At 41.8% G+C, this 23,502-nt stretch carries 17 protein-coding genes and 1 CRISPR repeat array; of the genes, 3 read left to right on the forward strand and 14 right to left on the reverse strand.

Annotation, left to right across the window (positions count from 1 at the left end):
* The first annotated feature begins 15 nt into the window (after window positions 1–15).
* Window positions 16–4,401: direct repeats of the CRISPR family, unit length 30 nt; unit sequence ATTTCAATTCCTGTGTGGTGCGATTGAGGG.
* 215 nt (window positions 4,402–4,616) lie between these two features.
* From cas2 to SYJ56_RS24770, 12 genes are all read right to left on the reverse strand, one after another.
* Window positions 4,617–4,910 (reverse strand): CRISPR-associated endonuclease Cas2, encoded by a 294-nt coding sequence (cas2, locus tag SYJ56_RS24715; protein WP_323838875.1) that lies wholly within the window; start codon window positions 4,908–4,910, stop codon window positions 4,617–4,619.
* Between the two features lie 6 nt (window positions 4,911–4,916).
* Window positions 4,917–5,921 carry a type I-B CRISPR-associated endonuclease Cas1b gene (gene cas1b / locus SYJ56_RS24720; RefSeq protein WP_323838877.1) on the reverse strand — a complete coding sequence of 335 codons (1,005 nt, stop codon included), beginning with the start codon at window positions 5,919–5,921 and terminating at the stop codon, window positions 4,917–4,919.
* A 102-nt stretch (window positions 5,922–6,023) separates the two neighbouring features.
* Window positions 6,024–6,554 carry a CRISPR-associated protein Cas4 gene (gene cas4, locus SYJ56_RS24725; RefSeq protein WP_323838879.1) on the reverse strand — a complete coding sequence of 177 codons (531 nt, stop codon included), beginning with the start codon at window positions 6,552–6,554 and terminating at the stop codon, window positions 6,024–6,026.
* A gap of 4 nt (window positions 6,555–6,558) precedes the next feature.
* The gene (locus SYJ56_RS24730) at window positions 6,559–7,176 is read right to left on the reverse strand and encodes a hypothetical protein (RefSeq protein ID WP_323838881.1); all 618 of its coding nucleotides are present in this window, start codon (window positions 7,174–7,176) and stop codon (window positions 6,559–6,561) included.
* Window positions 7,177–7,230: 54 nt separating this feature from the next.
* The gene (cas3, locus tag SYJ56_RS24735) at window positions 7,231–9,903 is read right to left on the reverse strand and encodes a CRISPR-associated helicase Cas3' (RefSeq protein ID WP_323838883.1); all 2,673 of its coding nucleotides are present in this window, start codon (window positions 9,901–9,903) and stop codon (window positions 7,231–7,233) included.
* A gap of 2 nt (window positions 9,904–9,905) precedes the next feature.
* The gene (cas5, locus tag SYJ56_RS24740) at window positions 9,906–10,691 is read right to left on the reverse strand and encodes a CRISPR-associated protein Cas5 (RefSeq protein WP_323838885.1); all 786 of its coding nucleotides are present in this window, start codon (window positions 10,689–10,691) and stop codon (window positions 9,906–9,908) included.
* A gap of 3 nt (window positions 10,692–10,694) precedes the next feature.
* A complete protein-coding gene (locus tag SYJ56_RS24745) occupies window positions 10,695–11,636 on the reverse strand; it encodes a type I CRISPR-associated protein Cas7 (RefSeq protein ID WP_323838887.1) in 942 nt (313 codons plus the stop codon).
* A 12-nt stretch (window positions 11,637–11,648) separates the two neighbouring features.
* Window positions 11,649–13,487, reverse strand: a complete 1,839-nt coding sequence (locus tag SYJ56_RS24750; RefSeq protein WP_323838889.1) for a hypothetical protein — start codon at window positions 13,485–13,487, stop codon at window positions 11,649–11,651.
* Window positions 13,484–14,284 carry a CRISPR-associated endoribonuclease Cas6 gene (gene cas6, locus SYJ56_RS24755; protein WP_323838890.1) on the reverse strand — a complete coding sequence of 267 codons (801 nt, stop codon included), beginning with the start codon at window positions 14,282–14,284 and terminating at the stop codon, window positions 13,484–13,486. Before cas6 ends, SYJ56_RS24750 begins: the two co-directional genes overlap by 4 nt.
* 1,419 nt (window positions 14,285–15,703) lie before the next feature.
* Window positions 15,704–16,786, reverse strand: a complete 1,083-nt coding sequence (locus tag SYJ56_RS24760; protein ID WP_323838891.1) for an ABC transporter permease — start codon at window positions 16,784–16,786, stop codon at window positions 15,704–15,706.
* On the reverse strand, window positions 16,767–18,242 hold the full coding sequence (locus SYJ56_RS24765; protein ID WP_323838892.1) for an ABC transporter permease: 1,476 nt from the start codon (window positions 18,240–18,242) through the stop codon (window positions 16,767–16,769). Before SYJ56_RS24765 ends, SYJ56_RS24760 begins: the two co-directional genes overlap by 20 nt.
* Before the next feature lie 318 nt (window positions 18,243–18,560).
* Complete coding sequence (locus SYJ56_RS24770; protein WP_323838894.1) at window positions 18,561–18,881, reverse strand: hypothetical protein; 321 nt, start codon at window positions 18,879–18,881, stop codon at window positions 18,561–18,563.
* Between the two features lie 277 nt (window positions 18,882–19,158).
* Between SYJ56_RS24770 and SYJ56_RS24775 the strand changes: the two genes are divergently transcribed.
* Together SYJ56_RS24775 and SYJ56_RS24780 are read left to right on the forward strand one after the other, a co-directional pair.
* A complete protein-coding gene (locus SYJ56_RS24775) occupies window positions 19,159–19,407 on the forward strand; it encodes a hypothetical protein (protein WP_323838896.1) in 249 nt (82 codons plus the stop codon).
* 115 nt (window positions 19,408–19,522) lie between these two features.
* Complete coding sequence (locus tag SYJ56_RS24780; protein WP_323838898.1) at window positions 19,523–19,822, forward strand: DUF3892 domain-containing protein; 300 nt, start codon at window positions 19,523–19,525, stop codon at window positions 19,820–19,822.
* A 607-nt stretch (window positions 19,823–20,429) separates the two neighbouring features.
* Here SYJ56_RS24780 and SYJ56_RS24785 read toward each other — a convergent pair.
* Together SYJ56_RS24785 and SYJ56_RS24790 are read right to left on the reverse strand one after the other, a co-directional pair.
* Window positions 20,430–21,908: a Fic family protein gene (locus SYJ56_RS24785; protein ID WP_323838900.1), complete on the reverse strand. Its 1,479-nt coding sequence runs from the start codon at window positions 21,906–21,908 to the stop codon at window positions 20,430–20,432.
* Between the two features lie 528 nt (window positions 21,909–22,436).
* On the reverse strand, window positions 22,437–22,991 hold the full coding sequence (locus SYJ56_RS24790; protein WP_323838902.1) for a zincin-like metallopeptidase domain-containing protein: 555 nt from the start codon (window positions 22,989–22,991) through the stop codon (window positions 22,437–22,439).
* 112 nt (window positions 22,992–23,103) lie between these two features.
* Between SYJ56_RS24790 and SYJ56_RS24795 the strand changes: the two genes are divergently transcribed.
* On the forward strand, window positions 23,104–23,319 hold the full coding sequence (locus SYJ56_RS24795) for a group II intron maturase-specific domain-containing protein (RefSeq protein WP_323838904.1): 216 nt from the start codon (window positions 23,104–23,106) through the stop codon (window positions 23,317–23,319).
* Window positions 23,320–23,502: the final 183 nt, after the last annotated feature.

Raw genomic sequence — 23,502 nt, forward strand, 5'->3', positions numbered from 1 at the left:
ATATCCCGATTTGGCATTTCAATTCCTGTGTGGTGCGATTGAGGTATTTAAGACATGTGCGTATATAGTATCCGCTGTTGTATTTCAATTCCTGTGTGGTGCGATTGAGGTTATTATACCCAGCCGACGCATGATCTCCCCATCCGATTTCAATTCCTGTGTGGTGCGATTGAGGGCTTTATTGAACATGGCTAGGGTTTGTCCTGAGTCCTATTTCAATTCCTGTGTGGTGCGATTGAGGGCTGTATTTGAACGTCTTTTGCTTAGGCTTCCATGCTATTTCAATTCCTGTGTGGTGCGATTGAGGGTAAAACAAAGAAAATAATCCCTATAACTGTTTCCCTATTTCAATTCCTGTGTGGTGCGATTGAGGGACAATTTCTCAGAGGTTTACCGCAATGCTCCATACAATTTCAATTCCTGTGTGGTGCGATTGAGGGTAGGCTCCATGCTTCCGGATAGAAGGAAGTACTTCAATTTCAATTCCTGTGTGGTGCGATTGAGGGACAATTTCTCAGAGGTTTACCGCAATGCTCCATACAATTTCAATTCCTGTGTGGTGCGATTGAGGGTAGGCTCCATGCTTCCGGATAGAAGGAAGTACTTCAATTTCAATTCCTGTGTGGTGCGATTGAGGGTATTGAACTGGAGGCCGAAATTGCAAACCTTTCTATATTTCAATTCCTGTGTGGTGCGATTGAGGGGTAAGACCGGAAAGTGACTGTCTAAGCGCATTTAATATTTCAATTCCTGTGTGGTGCGATTGAGGGCCTACAGGCAGCTCAACAGACAGAAACTAAAACCGAATTTCAATTCCTGTGTGGTGCGATTGAGGGATTAATCCTGTTTTATATTGTTTAAATTATACACTCATTTCAATTCCTGTGTGGTGCGATTGAGGGCCAGTTCTTCGATATCAAAGAGATCAGATCATTCGGATTTCAATTCCTGTGTGGTGCGATTGAGGGAAGGAGAATCCATACAGGCCTTAAAGTTAAAAGGTGATTTCAATTCCTGTGTGGTGCGATTGAGGGATCGCCTACTCGATCATATATAATTGCTTCTGCTTCATTTCAATTCCTGTGTGGTGCGATTGAGGGATTATTGGTGGATAGGCGAACTATTAAGCCACTCATATTTCAATTCCTGTGTGGTGCGATTGAGGGCTACAAATGTATAATTATTTAGCCTAATATTCCACCATTTCAATTCCTGTGTGGTGCGATTGAGGGGCATGGAGGCAAGTAGTTAAGACCTTGCTAAGAAAATTTCAATTCCTGTGTGGTGCGATTGAGGGACGGGATCAGACTAATTTTAAGCTACCATTAGACTAATTTCAATTCCTGTGTGGTGCGATTGAGGGTTCTAGCCGCTACCGGGAAGATCTGGTAGTTGTCTTATTTCAATTCCTGTGTGGTGCGATTGAGGGGACGTCCGACCACCGGAACCAATTCAGGGAATACCTATTTCAATTCCTGTGTGGTGCGATTGAGGGTATGGTCTATGATGCCATACACGTAGGGAATGGCCTATTTCAATTCCTGTGTGGTGCGATTGAGGGTCATAGACCTGTTGACTCCGACCTTGATCATCTCCTATTTCAATTCCTGTGTGGTGCGATTGAGGGTCCATTTCAATAAGAACATCGAGCTGTTCAAATCTGATTTCAATTCCTGTGTGGTGCGATTGAGGGTCCGATAGCAGGGTATAAGGTCAGCTACTATGATCCATTTCAATTCCTGTGTGGTGCGATTGAGGGGATGAAACATGGATTGGTATTGATTCCTACAGGAATATTTCAATTCCTGTGTGGTGCGATTGAGGGTACTGTTCGGCCACCTGAAAGAAGTACTGGATGCCAATTTCAATTCCTGTGTGGTGCGATTGAGGGGGGATGGGGTGCTGACAGGGTTTGAGACGATTACCAAATTTCAATTCCTGTGTGGTGCGATTGAGGGCCGGAAGAGGGCGAAGACGAAATGCCATTCTAACCAATTTCAATTCCTGTGTGGTGCGATTGAGGGGGGATGGGGTGCTGACAGGGTTTGAGACGATTACCAAATTTCAATTCCTGTGTGGTGCGATTGAGGGCCGGAAGAGGGCGAAGACGAAATGCCATTCTAACCAATTTCAATTCCTGTGTGGTGCGATTGAGGGACAAAGTACCTGATTAAAGATAGTACTATCAATCCTATTTCAATTCCTGTGTGGTGCGATTGAGGGGGTTCCAGACCATTGAACAGTACCTCCGTAAACAACATTTCAATTCCTGTGTGGTGCGATTGAGGGTTGTCAGGTGTTAGGAATTGCTCAAACAATCCTATATTTCAATTCCTGTGTGGTGCGATTGAGGGTATTTGATTGTGGAAATGATGTTGAAATCACTTTTCATTTCAATTCCTGTGTGGTGCGATTGAGGGAATGGAAGTCCTGCCTAATTACGTTGCATCACAACCATTTCAATTCCTGTGTGGTGCGATTGAGGGATCATAGCTCGTGTATGATAGAGCCCTATATCCTCTATTTCAATTCCTGTGTGGTGCGATTGAGGGATTATCCTTCTAGTGATTGTTATTTCACCCTCTACAATTTCAATTCCTGTGTGGTGCGATTGAGGGTATAAAAGTCCGCAAACAAATCTCCAACCGACTTGCATTTCAATTCCTGTGTGGTGCGATTGAGGGAATTAGTTTCTTTTTTATAGTGTTGTTGTTTGTTGAATTTCAATTCCTGTGTGGTGCGATTGAGGGTATAAAAGTCCGCAAACAAATCTCCAACCGACTTGCATTTCAATTCCTGTGTGGTGCGATTGAGGGAATTAGTTTCTTTTTTATAGTGTTGTTGTTTGTTGAATTTCAATTCCTGTGTGGTGCGATTGAGGGTATTGCGAGTGCGTATTTCTTTTGACGAGTAACAAAATTTCAATTCCTGTGTGGTGCGATTGAGGGAAAACTGGGAGGGGTTTGGGTATGATATTATATTCCATTTCAATTCCTGTGTGGTGCGATTGAGGGTCAGAAACAGGGTAAATTTCAGTTATTATTCCTTTTATTTCAATTCCTGTGTGGTGCGATTGAGGGCTATTCCAGTTTCAGGGACTACTAAATTATTTATTCATTTCAATTCCTGTGTGGTGCGATTGAGGGTTTGTAAACCCGATTCAAAAGCATGCCTATTATTTTCATTTCAATTCCTGTGTGGTGCGATTGAGGGATGGCTTAGAATAGTTTCTTCCTTACTCCTATCCAAATTTCAATTCCTGTGTGGTGCGATTGAGGGGCCCAAGAGTTACGGAATCTATCCGGAGTCATCAGCATTTCAATTCCTGTGTGGTGCGATTGAGGGGCTTCTATTCATTGGTACACCGCTAATTCTATTCATATTTCAATTCCTGTGTGGTGCGATTGAGGGTTCAGTAGCTGAAATAACTTCATTTGAGGAGTTTCCATTTCAATTCCTGTGTGGTGCGATTGAGGGCGACGGTTTCCGCTTCTGGATGCGTGAGGATAGTGCATTTCAATTCCTGTGTGGTGCGATTGAGGGTGCGTATAAAATGGCTCCTCTTGGCAGTAAAAACCCATTTCAATTCCTGTGTGGTGCGATTGAGGGAATAGGACTTACTTTTGTTGAAAATGGAAGTATCAGATTTCAATTCCTGTGTGGTGCGATTGAGGGAAAGCAAACAATGGGGGGGGGATTATTTCAGAGATATTTCAATTCCTGTGTGGTGCGATTGAGGGTTCATTGGTGGTTTCAGTTCGCATGATGCCAGAATCATTTCAATTCCTGTGTGGTGCGATTGAGGGTTTAAACTCATCCCCGAATGGCTTTGAGTTGATAAAATTTCAATTCCTGTGTGGTGCGATTGAGGGATCCTTTAACTCGATTCCAATCGCTTTTCTACCCATATTTCAATTCCTGTGTGGTGCGATTGAGGGGATAGGGCAAATGAGCGAGACTAAGGTAATAACCATATTTCAATTCCTGTGTGGTGCGATTGAGGGTAATATAGCAAGCTGATTTATAAGCTTCAAACACAAATTTCAATTCCTGTGTGGTGCGATTGAGGGTTACCGCAATGGGTGTTGTTGCTGGTTCTGTAGCCCCATTTCAATTCCTGTGTGGTGCGATTGAGGGGAAAGCAAAGGATCGGTAATAAACCATATTTCAATGATTTCAATTCCTGTGTGGTGCGATTGAGGGCAAAAAATTTTGGTTAGAGCTTAAGTCTTTTAATCCATTTCAATTCCTGTGTGGTGCGATTGAGGGTCTAGTATGCAGATCCAATCATATGGACTTTCAATCATTTCAATTCCTGTGTGGTGCGATTGAGGGCCAAATGAAGTACGGATAATCAGATGGTTTTTTACCATTTCAATTCCTGTGTGGTGCGATTGAGGGCCGTGGGGTACGCAATAAAAATAGCTCTTTTTAGCCATTTCAAAAGGGTTAATACCATAAAAATTAAAACTAGAAGTTGTCGATGTCTAATTCAGGGTTTTCCCTAAGGGTTCGACAACCTTCTTCCCAGTGTAAAAAAGCGACTTTAGGGTTCTTTTCATCCAATGTGTACTTCTGATAAACTGCCTATGGCTGTTATGTCGACAACCAAATCCCTATAAAAATGTATCCAAGTCGTTTTTTTCAAGACCCACTATTTCCTTTTCAAGCCATCTTTCATCTCTGCTCTTGAAAATTATAATGCTGTCTTCCTCAACTTTCATGAATTGCTTCGCATTGGCCAGCAGTTCTTTTAATTTGACTTCGGTGATTTCACCTTCAAACACAGAATTTTGGATCCAATTCAGATATCTCCTGCACAATTTAAGCATCTTCCCCACTCTTCGCTCACCTATATCATATACCAATACTACATACATACTGATTCCTTTAGCGTTTTCCCATGACATTGATTCTCACCACCAGATTTTAAATGGCTTATACGTTTCTATTTCCAAGATATGCTTACTGAGCTTATAGCATTCCAGTTTGATTAAATGCTTGTAACTAACGTGCTTATTCAAAGTTCTATGCTTGATAGTCTCATTTAGTCTTTCTTCAAATGCCTTAAGAAAAGCTCTTTTCCCCGACTCTTTCAGTGTCACTCGATTAGTCTGAAAATCAAAATCCCTGGATTGGATTTCCCGCTTATTTAGGACTCTGAAAATAGTCCGATCTACTAAAATAGGCTTGAAAATTTCGGCCAGATCCAATGCCAAAGAATACCTCCGGTATCCCGGTTCGTGCAAGTAACTAATCGTGGGATTCAATTGGGTATGGTATAGCTGATCCAGACACTGGGTGTAGCATAACATATTACCAAATGAGATAAGTGTATTGATTTCATTAAGTGGGGGACGCATGCTCCGGCTTTCCATCGCGTGGTCCTTGATGATATGGTCAAAGGCTTCATAATAAGTACTCCGTATATTTCCTTCAATCCCCATCAGTGAAGGAATATCAGAAGCAGCTGCGACAAGTTCCGAATAGGATTGAATCCGATTGAGCTGTAGATCCAAATCCCGCTCCCTTTTCATATAGTATTTAAGGTTTTTGGTAATGTTGAATGCAGCCCCCTCTACAAATTTTCTGGCGATTTTAAGCCGTTTGTCCCGATCCAGGTAATGAGTAGTTTGACTGATCTGCATTTTGCCTGCCAATAGATATTCCTTAGGCTGAAAGCTTCCGGTATAATGTTCGTAATAATCAAAGAAATGAATGCTGATCCCGGCTTTGCCCAGAAAGTTGTATAAAGCAGAATTCGTGTCCAAGCTACCAAAGCAATAAAGATCGGAAATTCCTTCTACCGGAAGATATTTCGGAACTCCTTCCTTACCTGACTCATCCACAGGAATAAACTTCAGTGTATTGTCTTTGCGGCTCAGACGACCGGGATTAAATAAATAGTAGGTCTTTTTCATAAAAGTGGTAGCAGAAATAACAAAAACTTAAGTTCATCAAAATCAATCTTGAATAGCTGAAATAGAGATCTTAGATACAAAAATTTCAGATTCGTATAGGTTTTACTCTTCTCCGGAATAACAAAAATCAAAGTAGCTGCAGCTTTTGCAAATCTTGGCATTTATAACAGGAGGGCATTGCCCGTTTTCTTTTAAAGCAGCTATTTTTACCACTGTTTGCTCCAAATAATCAATGTCAGCTTCCAGAAGCTCCAGTCGGTCAGTTTGGCGAAGCAGGGGATATTCCAAAATGGCTGTTGCTCCCTCTATTCCATTGAGGCGGAGCAGCCACAAATAGAATTTCACTTGCCAAGCATGGGCTTGCTCCGCTTTGTCACTGCGTTTGGTTTCGTGGATAAGCTGTTGCCGTGCATCGTAGAAATCGATTTTCCCGGTCAGACTGATGCCTCTATGACTGGCTTCCACTATCATCTCGGCATGCTTCTCATTGCGTCCTGGATAGCTGTTTTCGTGTAGCAGCTTCCCATCATAAACCGTATCGGAGGTATGTTCCATGGTTACGCCATTTGCATGCAGCCAGCATTCGCGCTTGCAGATATGGTAAAGATTAACAAGGGTAGCGTTGATCTGCATGAGATTAGTCTTCGAATAGTAAAATAACTTCCCTGTTTTTCTGCTGCTGATGAAACTTGACAAATGCTTCTACTCCTCCAAACCAATCTATTCCTTCCCCTCTTGAAAGTTTTGTAGGGTTGGCCATCAGGTAAGTATGCCAGCTGCTGTGCGGCCAATCAGTAGGGTCTGATACAAATTCATGGTGTACTGGATTATTGTGTATGTAAGCTATCAGCGCGGTAAAATAGCTTTCAGAATCAATTATTTTGCGTTTAAACCGGGGAATAAAAAGATTGCCTCTCCGGTCATACATTTTGTTGTAGGCTTTGGTATAGGCATTGAAGAGATTGCTGAATTGCCGGCTTAAAAAACGCTCTACTGCCGTCTCCAAACCTTCAAGGTTTTGGAAACCTTGAAGGTTTTTTAAATCCTCCACACTTCGAAACCTCACCATCAGATGCAGGTGATTGGGCATGAGGCAGTAAGCGAAAGTATCCGCAACAGGATATATGTGATGGGTATATTTCTCCAGAAAATACCGGTAATTCTCATCTGACCTAAACAGATTTTCGCTGCCACTCGTATGGGTCCAGATGTGGTACATCTGATCAGGTTCTAATGAAATGCGTATGTCTGGCATTGCTTCTGATTTTTTCGCAGACCTTCAAGGTTTTTAAAAACCTTGAAGGTCTGGTTATATAAATATCAATTCGCTAAACTTCTGGTCCAGCAATCCTTTATCGTAATCATACACTTCCCTATGACTGACTAGGTAGATATAACCATACTCTTCCCTATTGCCTCCCTGTATCAGTTCTTTGACCAGTTTTGATTCCGAAAACAGTGAGAAGGTGAACATGGCCATTATGGATTGCAGCATTTTCAGATTCCTTTTTCTATCAGTAAACACTTCTGTGCGATCCATTATCAATCTCCTGTATACGTTAAACACGTCTTCTCCTGATAGCCAATCACTTTGAGGAAACACACTGAATGTCTCTAAAAAGTCGAGTTGCTGTTCAGTAAAAACTTCTTCATCCCCGTCTTTTATCCTGATTTCCAAAGGAACAAATACACTGACATTGGACTGGGAAATCAGGGTAAACTCGGAATCCACTTTCGGGAAATTGAGTTTCCCTAGTAACTGTTCCCGATAATCCCTACCTGTTCCTGCCAATCCTGTCTCAAGATTAGTTTGATCCAACCATTCCTTCACTTTTTCATAAAGCTGGTCAAACCGCTTGGTTCGCAAGATCTCGAAATAATCCTTTTCAAGACTTTGACGGGTTTCCTTAAATCTTCTGTCCTTTCCATAAATCACGCTTGCATCATCTAAGTCAAATAGATACACCGTGCAACCCTCCTTTTTCACATTTCTGTTGACACGGCCGGCCAGTTGCTCTTCTGAGTCAATGATGGATCGGTTTTTAAAGCCCAGATCCATATCAATATCCACTCCTGCCTCTACTACTTGCGTGGTGATTAGCAAAACATTCTTCTCTGTATCACCAGTAGATTTTAGCCGCCGTATAATGTCTTTTCTTTTAGGTTCTAGAATAGTACCACTCAACACATGAACCGTGTATTCATGAAATACCTCCTCTGCGAGTGTGGCAAATTCTGTAGCTGATTTTTTGAAAATAAATTCCACAATTGTCCTCACCTGTCCGTTTTTAGACCTATAGGTTTCTGATTTTTCATGGATTTCATTTGCCAGCCAGTTCAGGTAATCTTGGCGGTCTTCCTTTTTTGGTTGTTTTCTGGCTAACAACTCGTCACTAAAGCTAACCCGATCAGCAAAGTTTGGATTGGTAAAAAAACGATCAATGGCATCTGGAAGCAGGTAGCAAAAGTCAGCCTCAGCCAAAGAACCTATTTTGGGCAACGTAGCCGACATGACAATAAAACGGATATTAAAAGCTTCTGCATATGCTTTAAGCAGATACGCCATTTTATCCCATAGTTCGGGATTATACGCCTGCACTTCATCAATTACCACGATGCTGTTTGCCAGACGGTGCATCAGGTAAATGCTGGATTTCTCATCGGCTTTCAAGATATCGAAAAAGCGCACATGGCTTAGAAACGTATAAGGATAATTTACAAATTGATTATGGATATCGTCCAGCCGCTCCTCTCCATAAAGCCCATCTTTTATTTCCTCATTAGTTATTTTTTGTTTCCATGCAGCCCTTCCATGCAGCTCTATCCAATCCTCAGGCTCCAGCCCAAGCGTCTCCTGTGATGCTTGTAGGGTTTGGGTTGCCAGCGTGGTAAAAGGAAATACATAAAAAACTTTATTCAACTCTGGATTAGCCTGAAGCAGCTCCATAGAGGCTATGAAAGCCATATTTGTTTTACCTCCCCCGGTAGGCGCTTCTAGGTAAAAAAGGCGATCTTCTGAATGCTTTCGTACTTTTTGAATGACTTCAGCAGCCATTCTTGAACGCAGATTGTTTAGATTTTCCGGGGACTTTAGCCGAAAAGTAGCAGGACTTTTGGAGGCAATTTCCTCAAAGTGTCTGTATAGTGATGCATTATGGGAATGCGTATGCATTAGGGCTGAGAAATGCTTGTCTCTCTGAATTCCCGTTAATACCCCAAAGGCATCATAGAAACTTATCCACTTATTACAATAATGCGAAGTGGCATAATAGTCTGCTGCGGTGAGTAATGAAAAGTTTAACCTGATCAGTGCAAACCATTCAAAATCCAATTTCTCAAAATGGACATTAGATTTTCGTAAGGAATAAATCCCCGCTATCACCTGTGGGTGAAAGGATTTTCTGTAGCAGTGTAGATAGTTTTCTAATTCTTTGCATAATTGGCTATTGAGTTTGTCAAGCGATTTTTCAGCAGACAAATCATCTAAACTTGGATTATGGTGCCGCATGATAGTGTGGGCAAGTGCAAACGTGAAAGCAATCATCTTTTGCTGACCTTTCGGAGGCTCATTTTCCAAAATTTTAAACCCATCAGAAAGCTGATGTGCCAAAAACAGGAAAGCACTTAGCACAGAATGCTGAGATTCTATCCCGTTTGTTATAGGCTTAGGAAAAAGTGTCAGGTTATCAAGCTTCCGCTGAAAGTTCTCATTTACTTTCCCAAAATCATGGTACAGGATCGCCTGCCAAAAGAGCTTTTTGGCAAAAGGGGCGAGGCTTTCCGCATCTTTACAGAGCTTTATTAGCATCCTGTCTATCAAGGGCTCCAAGCCATGTAGAGCTATCAACTCCTGAAAATAATGGGTCACTAGCCCCATATGTTGCCCCAGCGTTTCATCTGGAGTGTGCGCCAGGTAATGATCAGGATTTTTGAGCAGTGTGCCAACCTGTTCGTCTGCTATCAGTTCCTTGAATGACTTCATGGCTAGTTGAGTTGCACTACTTGATTGTCTTTCAATCTGTATAGGTTCTCCAACCGGTACTCCGCATTGAATTTGGCATTGGAATAGACGAAAGGAGCCATTTGATATTGGTATTCCTTTCCACGTTTTTTCACTTCAAACTCCTGAAAACCTACTGGCAGTCGCTCGAAGTAGAAAAAGGATTCTGCATATTGGGTGAACATGGAGGCAAAACCCAAAGTATTTCCTCCAGATTCGTTTACCCTGCTACTTTCGCCGTCATTCTTACAAAACAGTGAAACTACCTGATATTCCTGATCAAAATCAAACAGATTCAGCTCATGCTCTTGGAAGCTTTCCGGATTCCACCATACAGGAAATTCATTTTTTCCTAAATAAGGAATGTATTCCGACTGCCCTTCTTTCAATGACTTATACAGGGGATGCGTGTCTGACAAGGCCACAAAGATCCTATATGAAGGTTTTATCAAGGTATTTTCATATGCGATCAGGTTCCCGTCCTTATTCGCATATCCTACAGTATTGGTGTAGATAATGGTGGTCTTGGGAAAATTACCCCGTTCATCCCGTAAAGGTGCAATGCCAACTTTCAGGTCATGGAGTTGCTGGTAATAGGCTGGTAACACTCCCCTTTTTTGATAGCCTTCCAACCCCAAGATAGCCCCAAATATCCCTAACAAGCCCGGTTTGTGCAACATATTGTAGCTCATAGCGATACCATCATTCGTATCAGGCTTTCGTAAAAAACCAAAATCTGCCTCTAAATCTATGGATATTAAACTTTCCATGGATCAAAGGGCAAGTTCTACTGCACCTTCTGGCAGATTAATAACAGTGGTAATAACTTTGTTGTAGAAAACCTCTATTTTCTCCACTTCAAACTTCACATGGTCTTGGGCGAGCAAGTCTTTGACCTTCTGCAAGTCAATTTCACGTTTATCTGAATCAAGAATCTGTAATAGTTCTGTAAAAGATGGCAGTACCAGTTTAGAACCTTCTTTCAATACTACCCACAAAAGGAGTTCATTATCAGTGCCTGCTTTGGCTGAAGAATCGTAATAGGTAGCACCTCTTCGCAAGCCTAATTTTAATTTTTCAATATCGCTTTCTGATAGGTAATTCTCCGTTCCGGACAGTTCGGTCAGTGTTGCCAGATTTTTGGGATTTACAGAGATGCCGTGCACGTAGTGCCCTTCCCGCAACTTAGACTGGGAACCGAGAGTGGTCATCGCCGAATCCTCTTTGCCTTCCGCAGAGTTTCGGAAAGGAGACATGATCTGTTCAGAATAGATTTCCCCCCTTGTAAATTGATTGATGCCATGGGTAATCTGTGCAGGCCCATGCATGGAAAGGTTGGTAGAACCAGCATAGGTGCCCCCAAACAGGCGTACATCTAAGCTATTTAGGAGATTCCCCAGCATTTCTCTTTTTTGCGATGCTGCCTTCTCCACTCCTTTCCCTTCACCTTTGGGGATCTCACCAAAGTATTTTACATACGTTTCGTCAAGAGATCTTGGGTTTAATGTATCCTCCTTAAAGGTTTTGTAATAAAAAATCTTTTCGTCAGTCTCGTGCTTCAGGTAATTCCTAACCAAGTATTTCAATGCCTTATCAGTGGCATATATCCGGCCATCTGGGAGCGTTCTGGGTTGGTGGGTAAAGTCTGCATTGTAGTTGGAGTTGATGCTTTTGATTACTGCAGCTCCGTAGGCTCTTTTGGTAAATTTGGTCATAATAAGAAAGTTTTAGGATGGAGAATCTGATTTTTTAGTGAAAAGTATATTAGGACAGAAATAGCCTGCCAACAAGGAAGGGCGTAATTGCTGAAGTCCTGTCGTAGGCTCGTATGCAAGTACTTCCCCTGCAAGTTTGTTGAAACGCTTGTAATCAAAACCGATGGCATGCTTGTATTTTAGCAGGATCCCAGCAATTGCTTCGTTAAAGTGGGCATGATTAGTCTTTTGTAGGAAAGGCTCCAGTACGGCATGGGTCCGATCTCCCGCTTCGCTTTTGGAAAGTAGGAAATAAATCAATTGGCCTGCCCCAAAGGCATAAGCATCATCAGTGGCAAAGTGAATGTCTGCCCCGTCCACCACCTGGACTGTTTCGTTTTTGTGTGCTTCAATTTTACTTGGCATAGAAGTAGGATTATGAGTTTTGTCAAAATAAGAATAGAGACTGAAGTAAATATTCAGTTTGGTTTTAATGGCATATTCTTTATTGCTTTCAACATTTCTGAGATCATCCAAAATACCAGTCATGCAGATGTCCTCGAACTGCTGTCTACCGATACTGCTGCGCATGGATTTATAAATAAAGTCATAGATAGGCCTGCGGTATTTGAGGAGTAAGGTAAACAGAGCCGCCCGATAGTATTTGGGGTCCATTTCGTCAAAATAGCGCATCGTTATGCTACCTTTTTTGTCATCAATTTTGATCAATGCATTGTTAAAAAGCTCTCTAACCACAATCCGCTCAAAGTCGAAAACGGATTTTAGACGGATAGAGGGTTTCGGTAATTTATCCTTGTCTTTGATTTCGGTAACGTTTTCAATAGTCCAATAGGCAGTTTCGCCGTCTGGATCTTTTTCATCACTGAGGTGGTATCTGAACTTACTCACATAGTCAAAATCCTGTATAGCTCCGCCGGAAAAATAGAGCAGGTAATAATTGCCCAAATCCTCATCTCTTTTCCATAATTCACTGATAATTTCCCTATGTGAGATTTTTTGGACTTCTGACCTATGGTACAGGTTGATAGCATCTTTTGTAAGTTCAGGCTTATCGATAAAAATTGGTACTGGGTTCGGAACCAATCGTTTGTTAGTATAAACCTGAAATTCTGAGAGTGCCTTTGCTTCTTGGGCACTGATTCTGGAAGTGATGTCAAAAGATGCTGTTTGATGCGTAAGAAAAGGTTTCTTACTGTTAAAACCATTGTGAAAATTGCTTGTTCCAAGTATTTCTCCCTCAAATTCTAAATTATAATCAGCTGTATTGAAAAGTCCTTCTGATAAATAGATTTCCTGAAAATTCCGGTATTTTTCTAAAGGTTCATCCCTGTAAAAAATCACATAGTCGCTCCCCTCTAATTCTCCATATTCCGGAATTGTCTCCAATAGGGAGTTCATTTCATTTTTTAGAAAAAATTTAAATTGGATAGTTTTCTGTTTCTCAATCTCATCCAGACCAAATTTTTCTTCGAATGTTTTTCCAAAATACGTTTCAAAACGCTCAATTAGGTTGGCTTTTTTGCCATCATTTGGATATTTGTCTCCCCCTATCCAAGACTCTCTCTTGAATGCAATACAATAGGGACTCGCTGAATGCAGCCCTTTCATCGGAAGATCAAAACACTTGTTGGTATCTATCATCCATGCCGCTTCCTGCCTAGCCGCACAATCATTCAAAAATTGTGAAGTCGGTCCATGTTTTTTACCCAAACAGTGTTCACTTTCCAGAATCTTCCCGTTTCCTTCTTCATCAAATCCAATCAGAATATGTAGGCCTGCTTTGGGTTCCACTGCTCGGGCTTTAACCGAGTTGGGGATGTCTTTTACGAATTGTACCAGTTCTCTTATCATATCTTTTCATTTTTTACCCCCACACATCCAAATCCCTGACTGCCCAAATGCCCGAATCCTGCGTAATAGCCTATTTCGTGTAGCTCAACCGGTGCTGATAGCTTGAATTCATAGCTATAACCGATCAGCTTGGACTGCTGTGGTGTCAGCTGTTTGATGGTAACTCCATTTTTGTATATTTTTCCAGTCACGGTCAAATCCAAGAAAGGACGTTCATCTGCCAATACAGCCCCGCCATCCGGATACACCGTGGATAGCGCAACACTCTTAGAGATTAGATTCTCCAAAATCAGATCAGCATATCCCTCATCCAATGGGCTTAGATAATCCTCACCTCCTGATGCCCGCTTTCGCCTGACCAGAATGGGTGATAGACATCGATAATGCATTACTTGCTGAAAAATGGGTTTTGCCACACTTTCTATCCGTTGTACTTGATAAGTAGTACCGGAAATTTTATCACCCAGAAATATTTCCTGATTCATAAACAGCCCCTTTACAAATTCCTCGGCTATTCTATCCACTAAAAAACTCACCTCAACCCGTACCCCTTTCCCATAATGTTCGATCCTACCGGATTCTGACAATACCTTAAACCCTTGAAAAAACATCCTTGAAAAAGAAAAAAGACGAAACGGCCTTCCATTTGCCCTATAGCCCTGATGATGGAGAAAATTTGCAAATTCAGAATCAGCCTGATCTACGATCCGGTAAATCGCCGAAGATAGTTCATACTGATAATTGATTGGGATAAATCTTCCTGTTCCAGTTCGTTCTAAAACTATATTAAATCTCATCTGATGGGGTTTAATTAAATATTCATAACCTAAAATTAATGACTCACAGAGCACAACCTAATTAATGACACTAATTGTCAGTAAATAAGGAAGTAAATGATGAACCATTTGATTCTTAACTAATTCTTGATGGTTCAGAAATAAGTGGACATAATTTTGTCCGTTGGATAACTACAATAGTTGGCAGGTGACTCGTTCTCAAAAGCTTTTCCAATAAAGAGATTTAAAAAAGGGTAAAAAATACCCTGTACAGGGTATTTTTTGGAGAAATATCAAAAAAGCGTGGCTAAATACAGCTATTGTCTGGAGTTACGGGTAATTATGTGGTGAAGAATTGAAGAGTTTCCCTCCCGCATAAGAAAAACTATCTAAACGCGATTTTTCGGAATCCCCTCTGGGTATAGTCCCACCGTAAGTTTGACTGGGTGGGATTTGAAATCCCATCCTCATATCATTACCAATATGCAATTGGTTTCTTAAAATCACCCCAGCTCCCGATATCTCGTTGCTCATCGGGACGGGTTCTCTGCCCGAATCAATTCGTTCGGAACAAGCTCTTAGGAGAGTGGCGCTCGTTGGGTGATATCATTTAAATATCAAATTCGATTAGTATGGTAGTTATGGGGGTAAGCAGATTCCTATCCACAATTTTAGCAACACTTAGTGAATCCCAATTTTAATAGTGAACACACTGTGTGCTTAATTCTCCTTCGCTCGGTGTAGTCATAACGCTAGTGTTTCTGGGAGGGATTTACATTCCCTGCTGTCCGGCCCAAGGCTAATCTTCCTCTGGAAGATTTTTTGATGCCTTGTCCTACACTGAATTGAACACTCCTTATTTGTTCCTCTATCTAAATTCCAACTTTAGGCAGCATTTTCTTTTATGCGCCTGAATTATCCCTTAGCTATAGCATTTAGCAGATTTAAGCTTAACTATTTATATTTAACCTGACTACATCCTTAGACCACCTTATATTCTCACTAATGCCCACCCGATAATCCACTACTCCAGTAGGATGAAAATGGGAAAGCAAACCTTCATCATCTTTTAGTTATGGTCGGCATGTGGTCCAGATTTCTTCGCCAAGGTAGCGATGAAAAGTCGAACCAAGGTCGATGCAAAGTCGACGCAGAGTCGAAGAACAAGAACCTTTGGTTAAAAATCCTTAGCATGTAAGTAATAGAGAGGTAGGCATATGGGCTGGGAAATTAAATACATCAGACTGATCCAAACCTAGATTTGGATTTTCATAGGTAATCAGTCTATAAATATCTCCTACTGTATAAGGTAGATATCATAGCTAGATTCGAAATCTACAACCCTACAGCTAATCCCCGGATGTTCAGAAAAGTAAACAGTCTATTTCTTCAAAAAATAGTGGCAAGTGGTTTTGAAGTATTTCGAAAGAAATGATCCCTTTACTCCGAGCGTAGTGATTTAGAAGGATTGAGTTGGGCGGCCCAAATTACCCTTACACTAACTGTCGCCATCGCTACCATAGCAGCCAGCAGACCCGCACCAAGAAACATCCACCATTGGAGTGAAATCTTATATGCAAAATCATTCAGCCAGCTATTCATGCCAAACCAGGCTATGGGAGATGCTATCGTCAGCGCCACTGCCACCAATTTGAGGTAATCCGCCGAAAATAAGTGAAGGATACTGGACACAGAAGCTCCCAGCACCTTACGTACACCGATTTCCTGTACCCTCTGCTCTGTGGCATGAACAACCAGTCCGAATACTCCAAGGACAGCAAGGAATAGCATCAATACCGCAAAGAAGAAAAACAGTTGGGTCTGTGTTCTTTCCTTTTCATATTGGCTTTTGACCATTTCTTCCAACCAATTAAATTCCAATGGCTTTTCGGGATAAAACTGGTTCCAGATTACCGCAAGTTCAGCTAATACACGAGCTTCATTTCCAGGCTGCACCTTGATCAACAATGAGGCATAGTTAAATTCATTGCTGGCCAAAATAACCGTGGGCTTGATCGGGTCCCGGAGTGATATACTATGGAAGTCCTCAATGATCCCTACCGGAATAGCATCCAGCATGGATTCATTGGCTCCAAGTTCAGCTATGCCCAAAAGTTTTGCAGTACCTGCGGTGATCAGGATTTTAGAAGGCTGTTCTTCATCAGCTCGCTCTTTGGATACTTCTCCCGTAAAATCTGCATCCGAAAGCTGATTATCCAGCTCCCGAGCGTCAAAGCTCCTTCCTTCCAGCACCCGGAATCCCAGGACTTCAGGCATATCCATATCTCCGATGATATAATTGACAGGAATACCCTGCTCAGGATTATCGGGCGTTTTGATCTGCTTGGTCATAGAAGCATCTCCTCTGGTGGGAACCCAGCCACTGAGGCTGACCGCTTCCACTCCGGACAGCTGGTATACCTGTTGCTTTAAGACTGCTTCCCTACCTTCCGTAGCAAATGAGGATATGCTGAGAACACCGGAAGGGTCGTATCCTAGATCTTTATTGCCTATAAACTGCATNTAAGACTGCTTCCCTACCTTCCGTAGCAAATGAGGATATGCTGAGAACACCGGAAGGGTCGTATCCTAGATCTTTATTGCCTATAAACTGCATTTGGGACCAGACGGTCACCGTGCCGATCACCACCAAAAGGGCAAAGATAAACTGCGTAGTGACCAGTGCTCTCCGAATCGTAGGCACAGTGGTAGAACTGCTCTTTCCAAACCTGTTTTTCAATGCGTTTCCTACAGGAAAACCAGAAACCATCCAGGCAGGATATACTCCTGCAATCAGGCTCATTATAATTGCTAGTGAAATAAAGGCTCCTAACAAAAATCGGTTATCCAACAGATTTACTTCCAGCCTATTTCCTAGAAACTGCTCCAGCCATACCAGACTAAGTGCATACACCGAGCAGGCAAGAATAGAGGAGATGACAAAAAACAACAGGCTCTCGCATAAAAACTGTAAAATCAATTGCTTCCTATCAGCACCCAACACTTTTCTGACGCCAGTTTCCCTCAGCCTCCTGATGGATCTGGCTGCTGTCAAATTGACGTAATTAATGCAGGCGATCAGGAGCAAGAGCGCAGCTATTCCCGAAAAAAGGTAAACGGAGCTTTGGCTCCCCTTTACTGGCTGATTTGAAAAATCCGATTTCAGATAAATATCCTCAATAGGCTGGAATTCAAAAGAAGGAAGTCTGCTTTTTGTATCTGCAGATGCCTCGGTAATATAATCTGCATACCATCTGTTAACTTTTTCTGCAAAAGCACCTATATCTGTATGAGGCTTCATCAGGACAAGCTGCTCCTCATAAAAGCCCCAGCCCTCCCGGCTGAGTTTCCGGCTGGAAGGAAGGCTAACCTGCATGGCATCTGCCCGTAGATAGGTATTGGAAGGAATAGTTGATATCACTCCTGTAATCAGAAAGGGACTTGGCTGATCCTGATAGGAAGATACACTGTAGATGACTTTACCCACAGGAGATTCTCCTGGGAAATTGCTGGCACTGAAATCCTCTGAAACAACCAGGTTACCGATTCCGGCAATATACTGCCCCGGATCTCCCTCCAGAACCTTGAAGTCAAGCATATCCCAGACATTGGTATCTGCCTGTATTAGCTCTACTTGGATTGCGTCTTTCTTGTTGGCATCCAAGCGAAAGGAATACTCTGCAGTAGTTACTTTTCCTGCGGCTTCCACTTCGGGGAAATTATCCTTGAGCTCATTTCCTAGGTTCATATAGGCAGATTCAATCTTCCCCTCCATTCCTGCCATGTTTTCCACGGTCAGGATGCGGTATAGATGATCCTTATTTCCCCAAAAGCTATCGTATGACAGCTCATCGAAGACCACTGTCCCTACAAGCATGCAGGAGGCGAGGCCAATGGTAAGCCCGATTATATTTATAGATGCATAGGTTTTATCCTTGATCAGGTTGCGCCAGGAAATCTTCAGGTAATTACTCCACATGTTACGATTTATAAAACTTTGAGGATAAGGCTCCGCTACACCAGAAGTCCAACTAGGCTATTTTAATGCCAGAGAAATTCGGCCAAAACTCCTCCCAAAGGCAGTTTAATGAAGATCTGCATACCAGACAGGCGGACAAAATCGTCCGCTGTCGATCAACTCTCTGGGCACTGGTTTCTTAGCTTATAGTGGTACCGAAAAATTGATTTTCGAATCACTTCTTGACACCCTGTCCTACCCAGAGATCCTGTCAATGGTGGATCCCTTATGCCTATGGAGGATCATGGGAACTGCAAGAATAGATCATGGGAGATACACTTAAACAATCTTCCCAAAACTCTCCATATCATATCCCTTCAGCACTGCATCCAGCTTTTTCTTTCTGCTCTTGTTGGCCTCCGCTTCTTCCAGGATCAGCTTCAGCAGCTTCATTCGAAGATCCTTATCCCGTAGATCCAATCCATTCATACTCAGGAATTCTTCTATAAAGGCCTTGGCATTGTAGGGGTGTACCGTCTCTCCTCTGAAGGCAGCATCGGCAGGATGCACTACCTCATTGTACATATTCATCAAAACGATACCATCGTCAGCTTTCTCAAGCATATCAAGGGCATTCTCTATTACTTTTTTTAGTTTCATAAAATCGGGGTGATCTTCTAACAGGGAAATTAAAACCCTGGTGGTTAAGTGAACCCCAAAATTAGCGAATTGTCGGAAAGTGGGCTGAACCCGGACCAGGCTATTTCCATAACCCAAGTGCGAAAACCCCCTGGATATTAATTTGCGATTCCTCACCTCTGTCATCCTTTCAAACTAACTGTGACAGTTTGGTTCAACTATTGGCCTGTTAAAATCCCTGGGTTTGAACTAACACGGAGTCAATCGATATTGCATATCCATTCATTTCAAAAACAACATGTACAACTGGGCAGAGATATGCAGTGAACTTAAAGTGTTGGAGAAAAAGGCTGAGGAGAAACACGATAAAATCAGATTTTCCACTCCTTACCCCATCCCTTATGACCGCCTGCGGAAAGGCAAGGAAATAATCGCATTATCCAAATCCATCCGTCTGCTGATGGATCAGGATTTGGACAAAGACGCTGAGATGATTCCGGGAATACTGTTAGAAAAAGGAATCAGACTGAAATCTGTGAGGACATAGCCAATTAATCAAACATAAAGCTTGATTTTCCCGTCGGAGGAATCAGGCAGCAGGTAAACATCTGAAAACAACTTGCGGAAAATTTAACCTAATTGCAGCAGAGAAGTACACCTGTATGAGAAAATTAACCGTCCATTTTATCCAAAAGGACACAAAAAGTAAAGATTCTATCCAGATCCTGAAGATCGGCGGAGTAAACAATACCGGTCAGCGGTGGGCAATCAGCACCAAAGAAGCCATAGAAGGAATCGAATCCGGACAGTGGGAACTGTTTGTTTTATCCAACAACAATGAAATCCCGGTGCGGATCAGACGGGGAGAAAATCAAACCCCGGTATTGATAGCCCTGGGAGACGGCTATCTGCACAACCTCCTGGAGGACCTGCCGGAAATTAACCAGAAGGAAATTCTTTAAAATTCAGCAGAACGTTATTCCACAAAAATTAAAATCAGGTTGGAATTTAAGTAGGGCTTGCTGAAAAAGTCTCAGGCATGTCAGATTCAAGGCGGCCGAGTGAAGATGTATGCTTATACCTCGAATGAGGCCAACGTAGAAGATGGTATGCCTGAGGCTAGCTTGAAAATCTCGATTTTGAGATTTTCTGATGCATGGATAAAGACCTATTGTCGTCCATAAGCTTGCACCTGCTGAAAAACCGTTCGGATGAAAAATGGGTTCATCATTCTAAATGATGGCTTTTGATCTATTATTGGCGTTTTTCAGAACCCCCTAAGTATATCGTTGAAGCATATGCACTAGCTCCCAGTATTGATTCTAAATCGTACCCAGTACAAAAAAAGGTTTTGACTATTAGGATGTTTCATTTCTTATCCATTGCACTGAAATAAGTATGTTCCTGAATATTGAGTTCTACTAGCAGCGTATTCAGGTCTTTTTCCGCTAAAGCCCGAGTTGATAAAATCATTTCTGCCAAAATTTTCAATCCTCGAACTACTGCTCTACCGAATAGATGCACTTGAATGTATGCAATTGGATGTAGTTATCAATAGCTACCGGACACTTAGCCAATAATCCTCAATTTACCCTCCGTATGTTCCAAAAAGGCATTGCTTTGTTCCAACAATGCCTGCATTTTGTCCATGTCCTCGCTTACTATTGTGGCGCTAAATTCATGGGTACGGGTAAGCATTCGAATGTATGGTTTAGGATCACTTTGCCTAGTTAATTTTCTTAAGGCTCCCAAATAATCCTCCCTATACACAGTAGGTATTATTATTTTGGATTGCATTGCTTTTGTCAGCTCAGCATTCATCATTACCCTGGCCACACGCCCGTTTCCATCCAAAAATGGATGAATCTCGCTTACAACGAACATAATATAGGCTGCTTTCGCAAATGGGTGCTTGAGTGCTTGGTAAAATTCAAAACTTTTAATAAGTGTCCCCCTCACAAGTGAAGAATCAACAAATTCGGTTTGACCAGCATAGTTATTTATATGTTTAAAATTTCCAGGATTCTTATCTACCCTAGCTGATAACAATAGCTGGTGTCTGTAACTCAATATGGTAAGTAATTCCTCCGGTGAGTTGGGAGTAGTACTCATTTCGCTCTTATTTGAGACAATCTTATAGGTTCCCAAAACGTCATGCGAATCTTCATTTCTCTTTAATAGTGGTTGTTGGGTCTGAATAATTTGCTTTGCTTCCGCCACTTCGAACACGGTACCCTCGATGTAATTTGAAAAGTAACTTTCAAAAAATGCAAAATTCCGGTAAGACTTGTTACTTATGTTTTGCTCTTCCCTGTATTTGAACTCTTGTTGAGTCAATTCCTGAAACAACATTTCGAATAAACTAATCCTGGCAGGATCATAAGGATTACCAAATGCCCGTGCGGCAGCTACCGGAGATTTTAATATAGTAGACGGATGCGTTGTGAGTAGTGCACTGATTATCTTGTTTAGTTTATCAAACTCGGGTTGCATATTTAATTCCTTAGCTATGATCCTGGCTCGGTCTCTTACTTTATTCAGCTCTTGTTCTCCGTTTACCCTTATAATTTGTTCTAGACGATCTTCGATTTCAGGAAATGTTAACGTTTTTGAATCAGGCCCTGGTTTTCTTGAGACCTGTAGGTTCTCCAAAAATGCCCGTTCACGTTGAGAAGCATATAACTCCCCAGATAACGGGTTATCTCCTTCTATTGGCCCGATACCTTTCAAAAAGTGAATAATTATGCCTGGAAGTTCAATTTTCTTGGTGTATTTATACGTAAGGAATATCTGACCGGCACTCGTAGGTTTAAATTCAAGTGCAGAACGATGGCTTAACACCGCTCTTGGATATAATTTCCCAAGAACAGAATACAGATTTCTTCTTATGATAGCTGCTGGACTATCGTCGAAATTAGCCGAATATAGTCTAGGTGCTATTTTTCGAATTTCTCCTTCTTTTTTCAGTTTTGAAACATACCTTGAAATAGTTGGATCAGAAGAGCTGTATATAATTTCTTGTAAGTGGATTGGTATTTTTTTTTCCATTATAGAACAGATTTAAGGTCAATATGACAAATAATTTCTATTATTAATGATATTTGCACAAATATTTTCTATGATAGTGAAAATCAATTTTTGCAAATATTTTCCATTACAAGTGCTCTCAATACCGAATTAGATAAATATTTTCCACTATAAACATTAAAATTGACAATATTTTCTATTATAAACAAATCATCTAGAAGATGGGTTAATACGACCTATCTGTGAAAACCATCAGAAGTTTCAAACACCAAACAATTCAAAGCAGTTTAAAAAATCAACTTTGGGTAGACTACTTAAGAGACAAACCCAGGTAGTTCTTCATATAACTCCTGTGCTACCACTCCCTCCACATTGAGTTTTCTGTACCCGAAGTCACCAATCTGCTGATAGTATGGGTTTTCATTCTGGATGCCTCAATAGGCTTCATCAAACGTTCAATAGCTTCATTTTCCAGTCTTGGGCTATAGCAGAACAAAAACCTATTCAGTATTCAGCCATGACCAAAAAAAGGGGATCTCTCCCCTCTTTCTAAAATGGACATTCCATCAGAATATAATCCACCGCCTTCTGGGCTTTGCTGGCCGCCTCGATCAGCAGTTGCTTATCATTTCGTAGTTCGTTCAGCCAGTGTTGGATATACGCTGCCGAGTTTTCCAGCAGGTTCTGATCCAATATCCCGGTAAGGCTATTTAGATACCCTGCTCCCATCTCACCTATCAGTTCCTCTTTTTTGTAATTCTCAGACGCAAACTGTTGTGGTTCTGAAATCCCAATTCTATTCAATCTGGAAGGGTGGCCTGTGCTGTGGACTAGCTCACGGTGGAGTACTCCAAAATATTCCCCAGCAGTTGCAAACAGTTTTTTCTCCGGCATCGTGATCTGATCCAGGTCTGCCCGGTAGTAAGCTGAGGAACCTGTATGAACCAACTCAGGAGCCCGGAGCATTTCCTCATAGATCTTCCGGCATTGTTCATTATCAGGTAGCGGCTCATCTCTGCTGATTTCGGGAAACTCCCAATCTATTCCCTCAATCTGTTCTATGGGAAATACTTTAAACTCTTTGAGAAAACCGGATTTACTCACCTGGTGACTTTGAGCTCTTAGGTCATGGCTTCGTGCCAACCTACAAAAAGGGGGAAAAGGAGGACCGAACGTCGAGAAATCTTCCTGTGGAAGATTGTAGTGAGGGGCCAGAATGCGGGAGGCACTGGTAGTGAATAAGCAGAGCTGGGAAAACCTGAAACGTAAGCTCAAAGGAATCACCAAGAAAACCTTGCCATACAGTTTTGAGGAAAGGCTTCAAAAACTCAGGGAGATATGGATGGGCTGGGTAAATAATTACCGGCTGGCCAGTATTCAGGCCAAGCTCAAACAACTCGACGAGTGGCTGAGAAATACGAAGTATTCATGAACACCATCGAAAATAAACTCAATGTGAATAAACCGCCTGCGATACTGTATCTGGTCCGCCGTGGCGGAGAAGAGTATGCATCCGACAAAACCATATTGATAGTTGAGTCCTGAATGTATAATGTTGCAGGATGAAAAAGACAAGCAACGAAGCGTACTATTCCCTGTTCTGTAAGTGGCAGGA

It is taken from the genome of Algoriphagus aurantiacus, from assembly GCF_035156405.1.
Taxonomy (GTDB): Bacteria; Bacteroidota; Bacteroidia; order Cytophagales; family Cyclobacteriaceae; genus Algoriphagus; species Algoriphagus aurantiacus.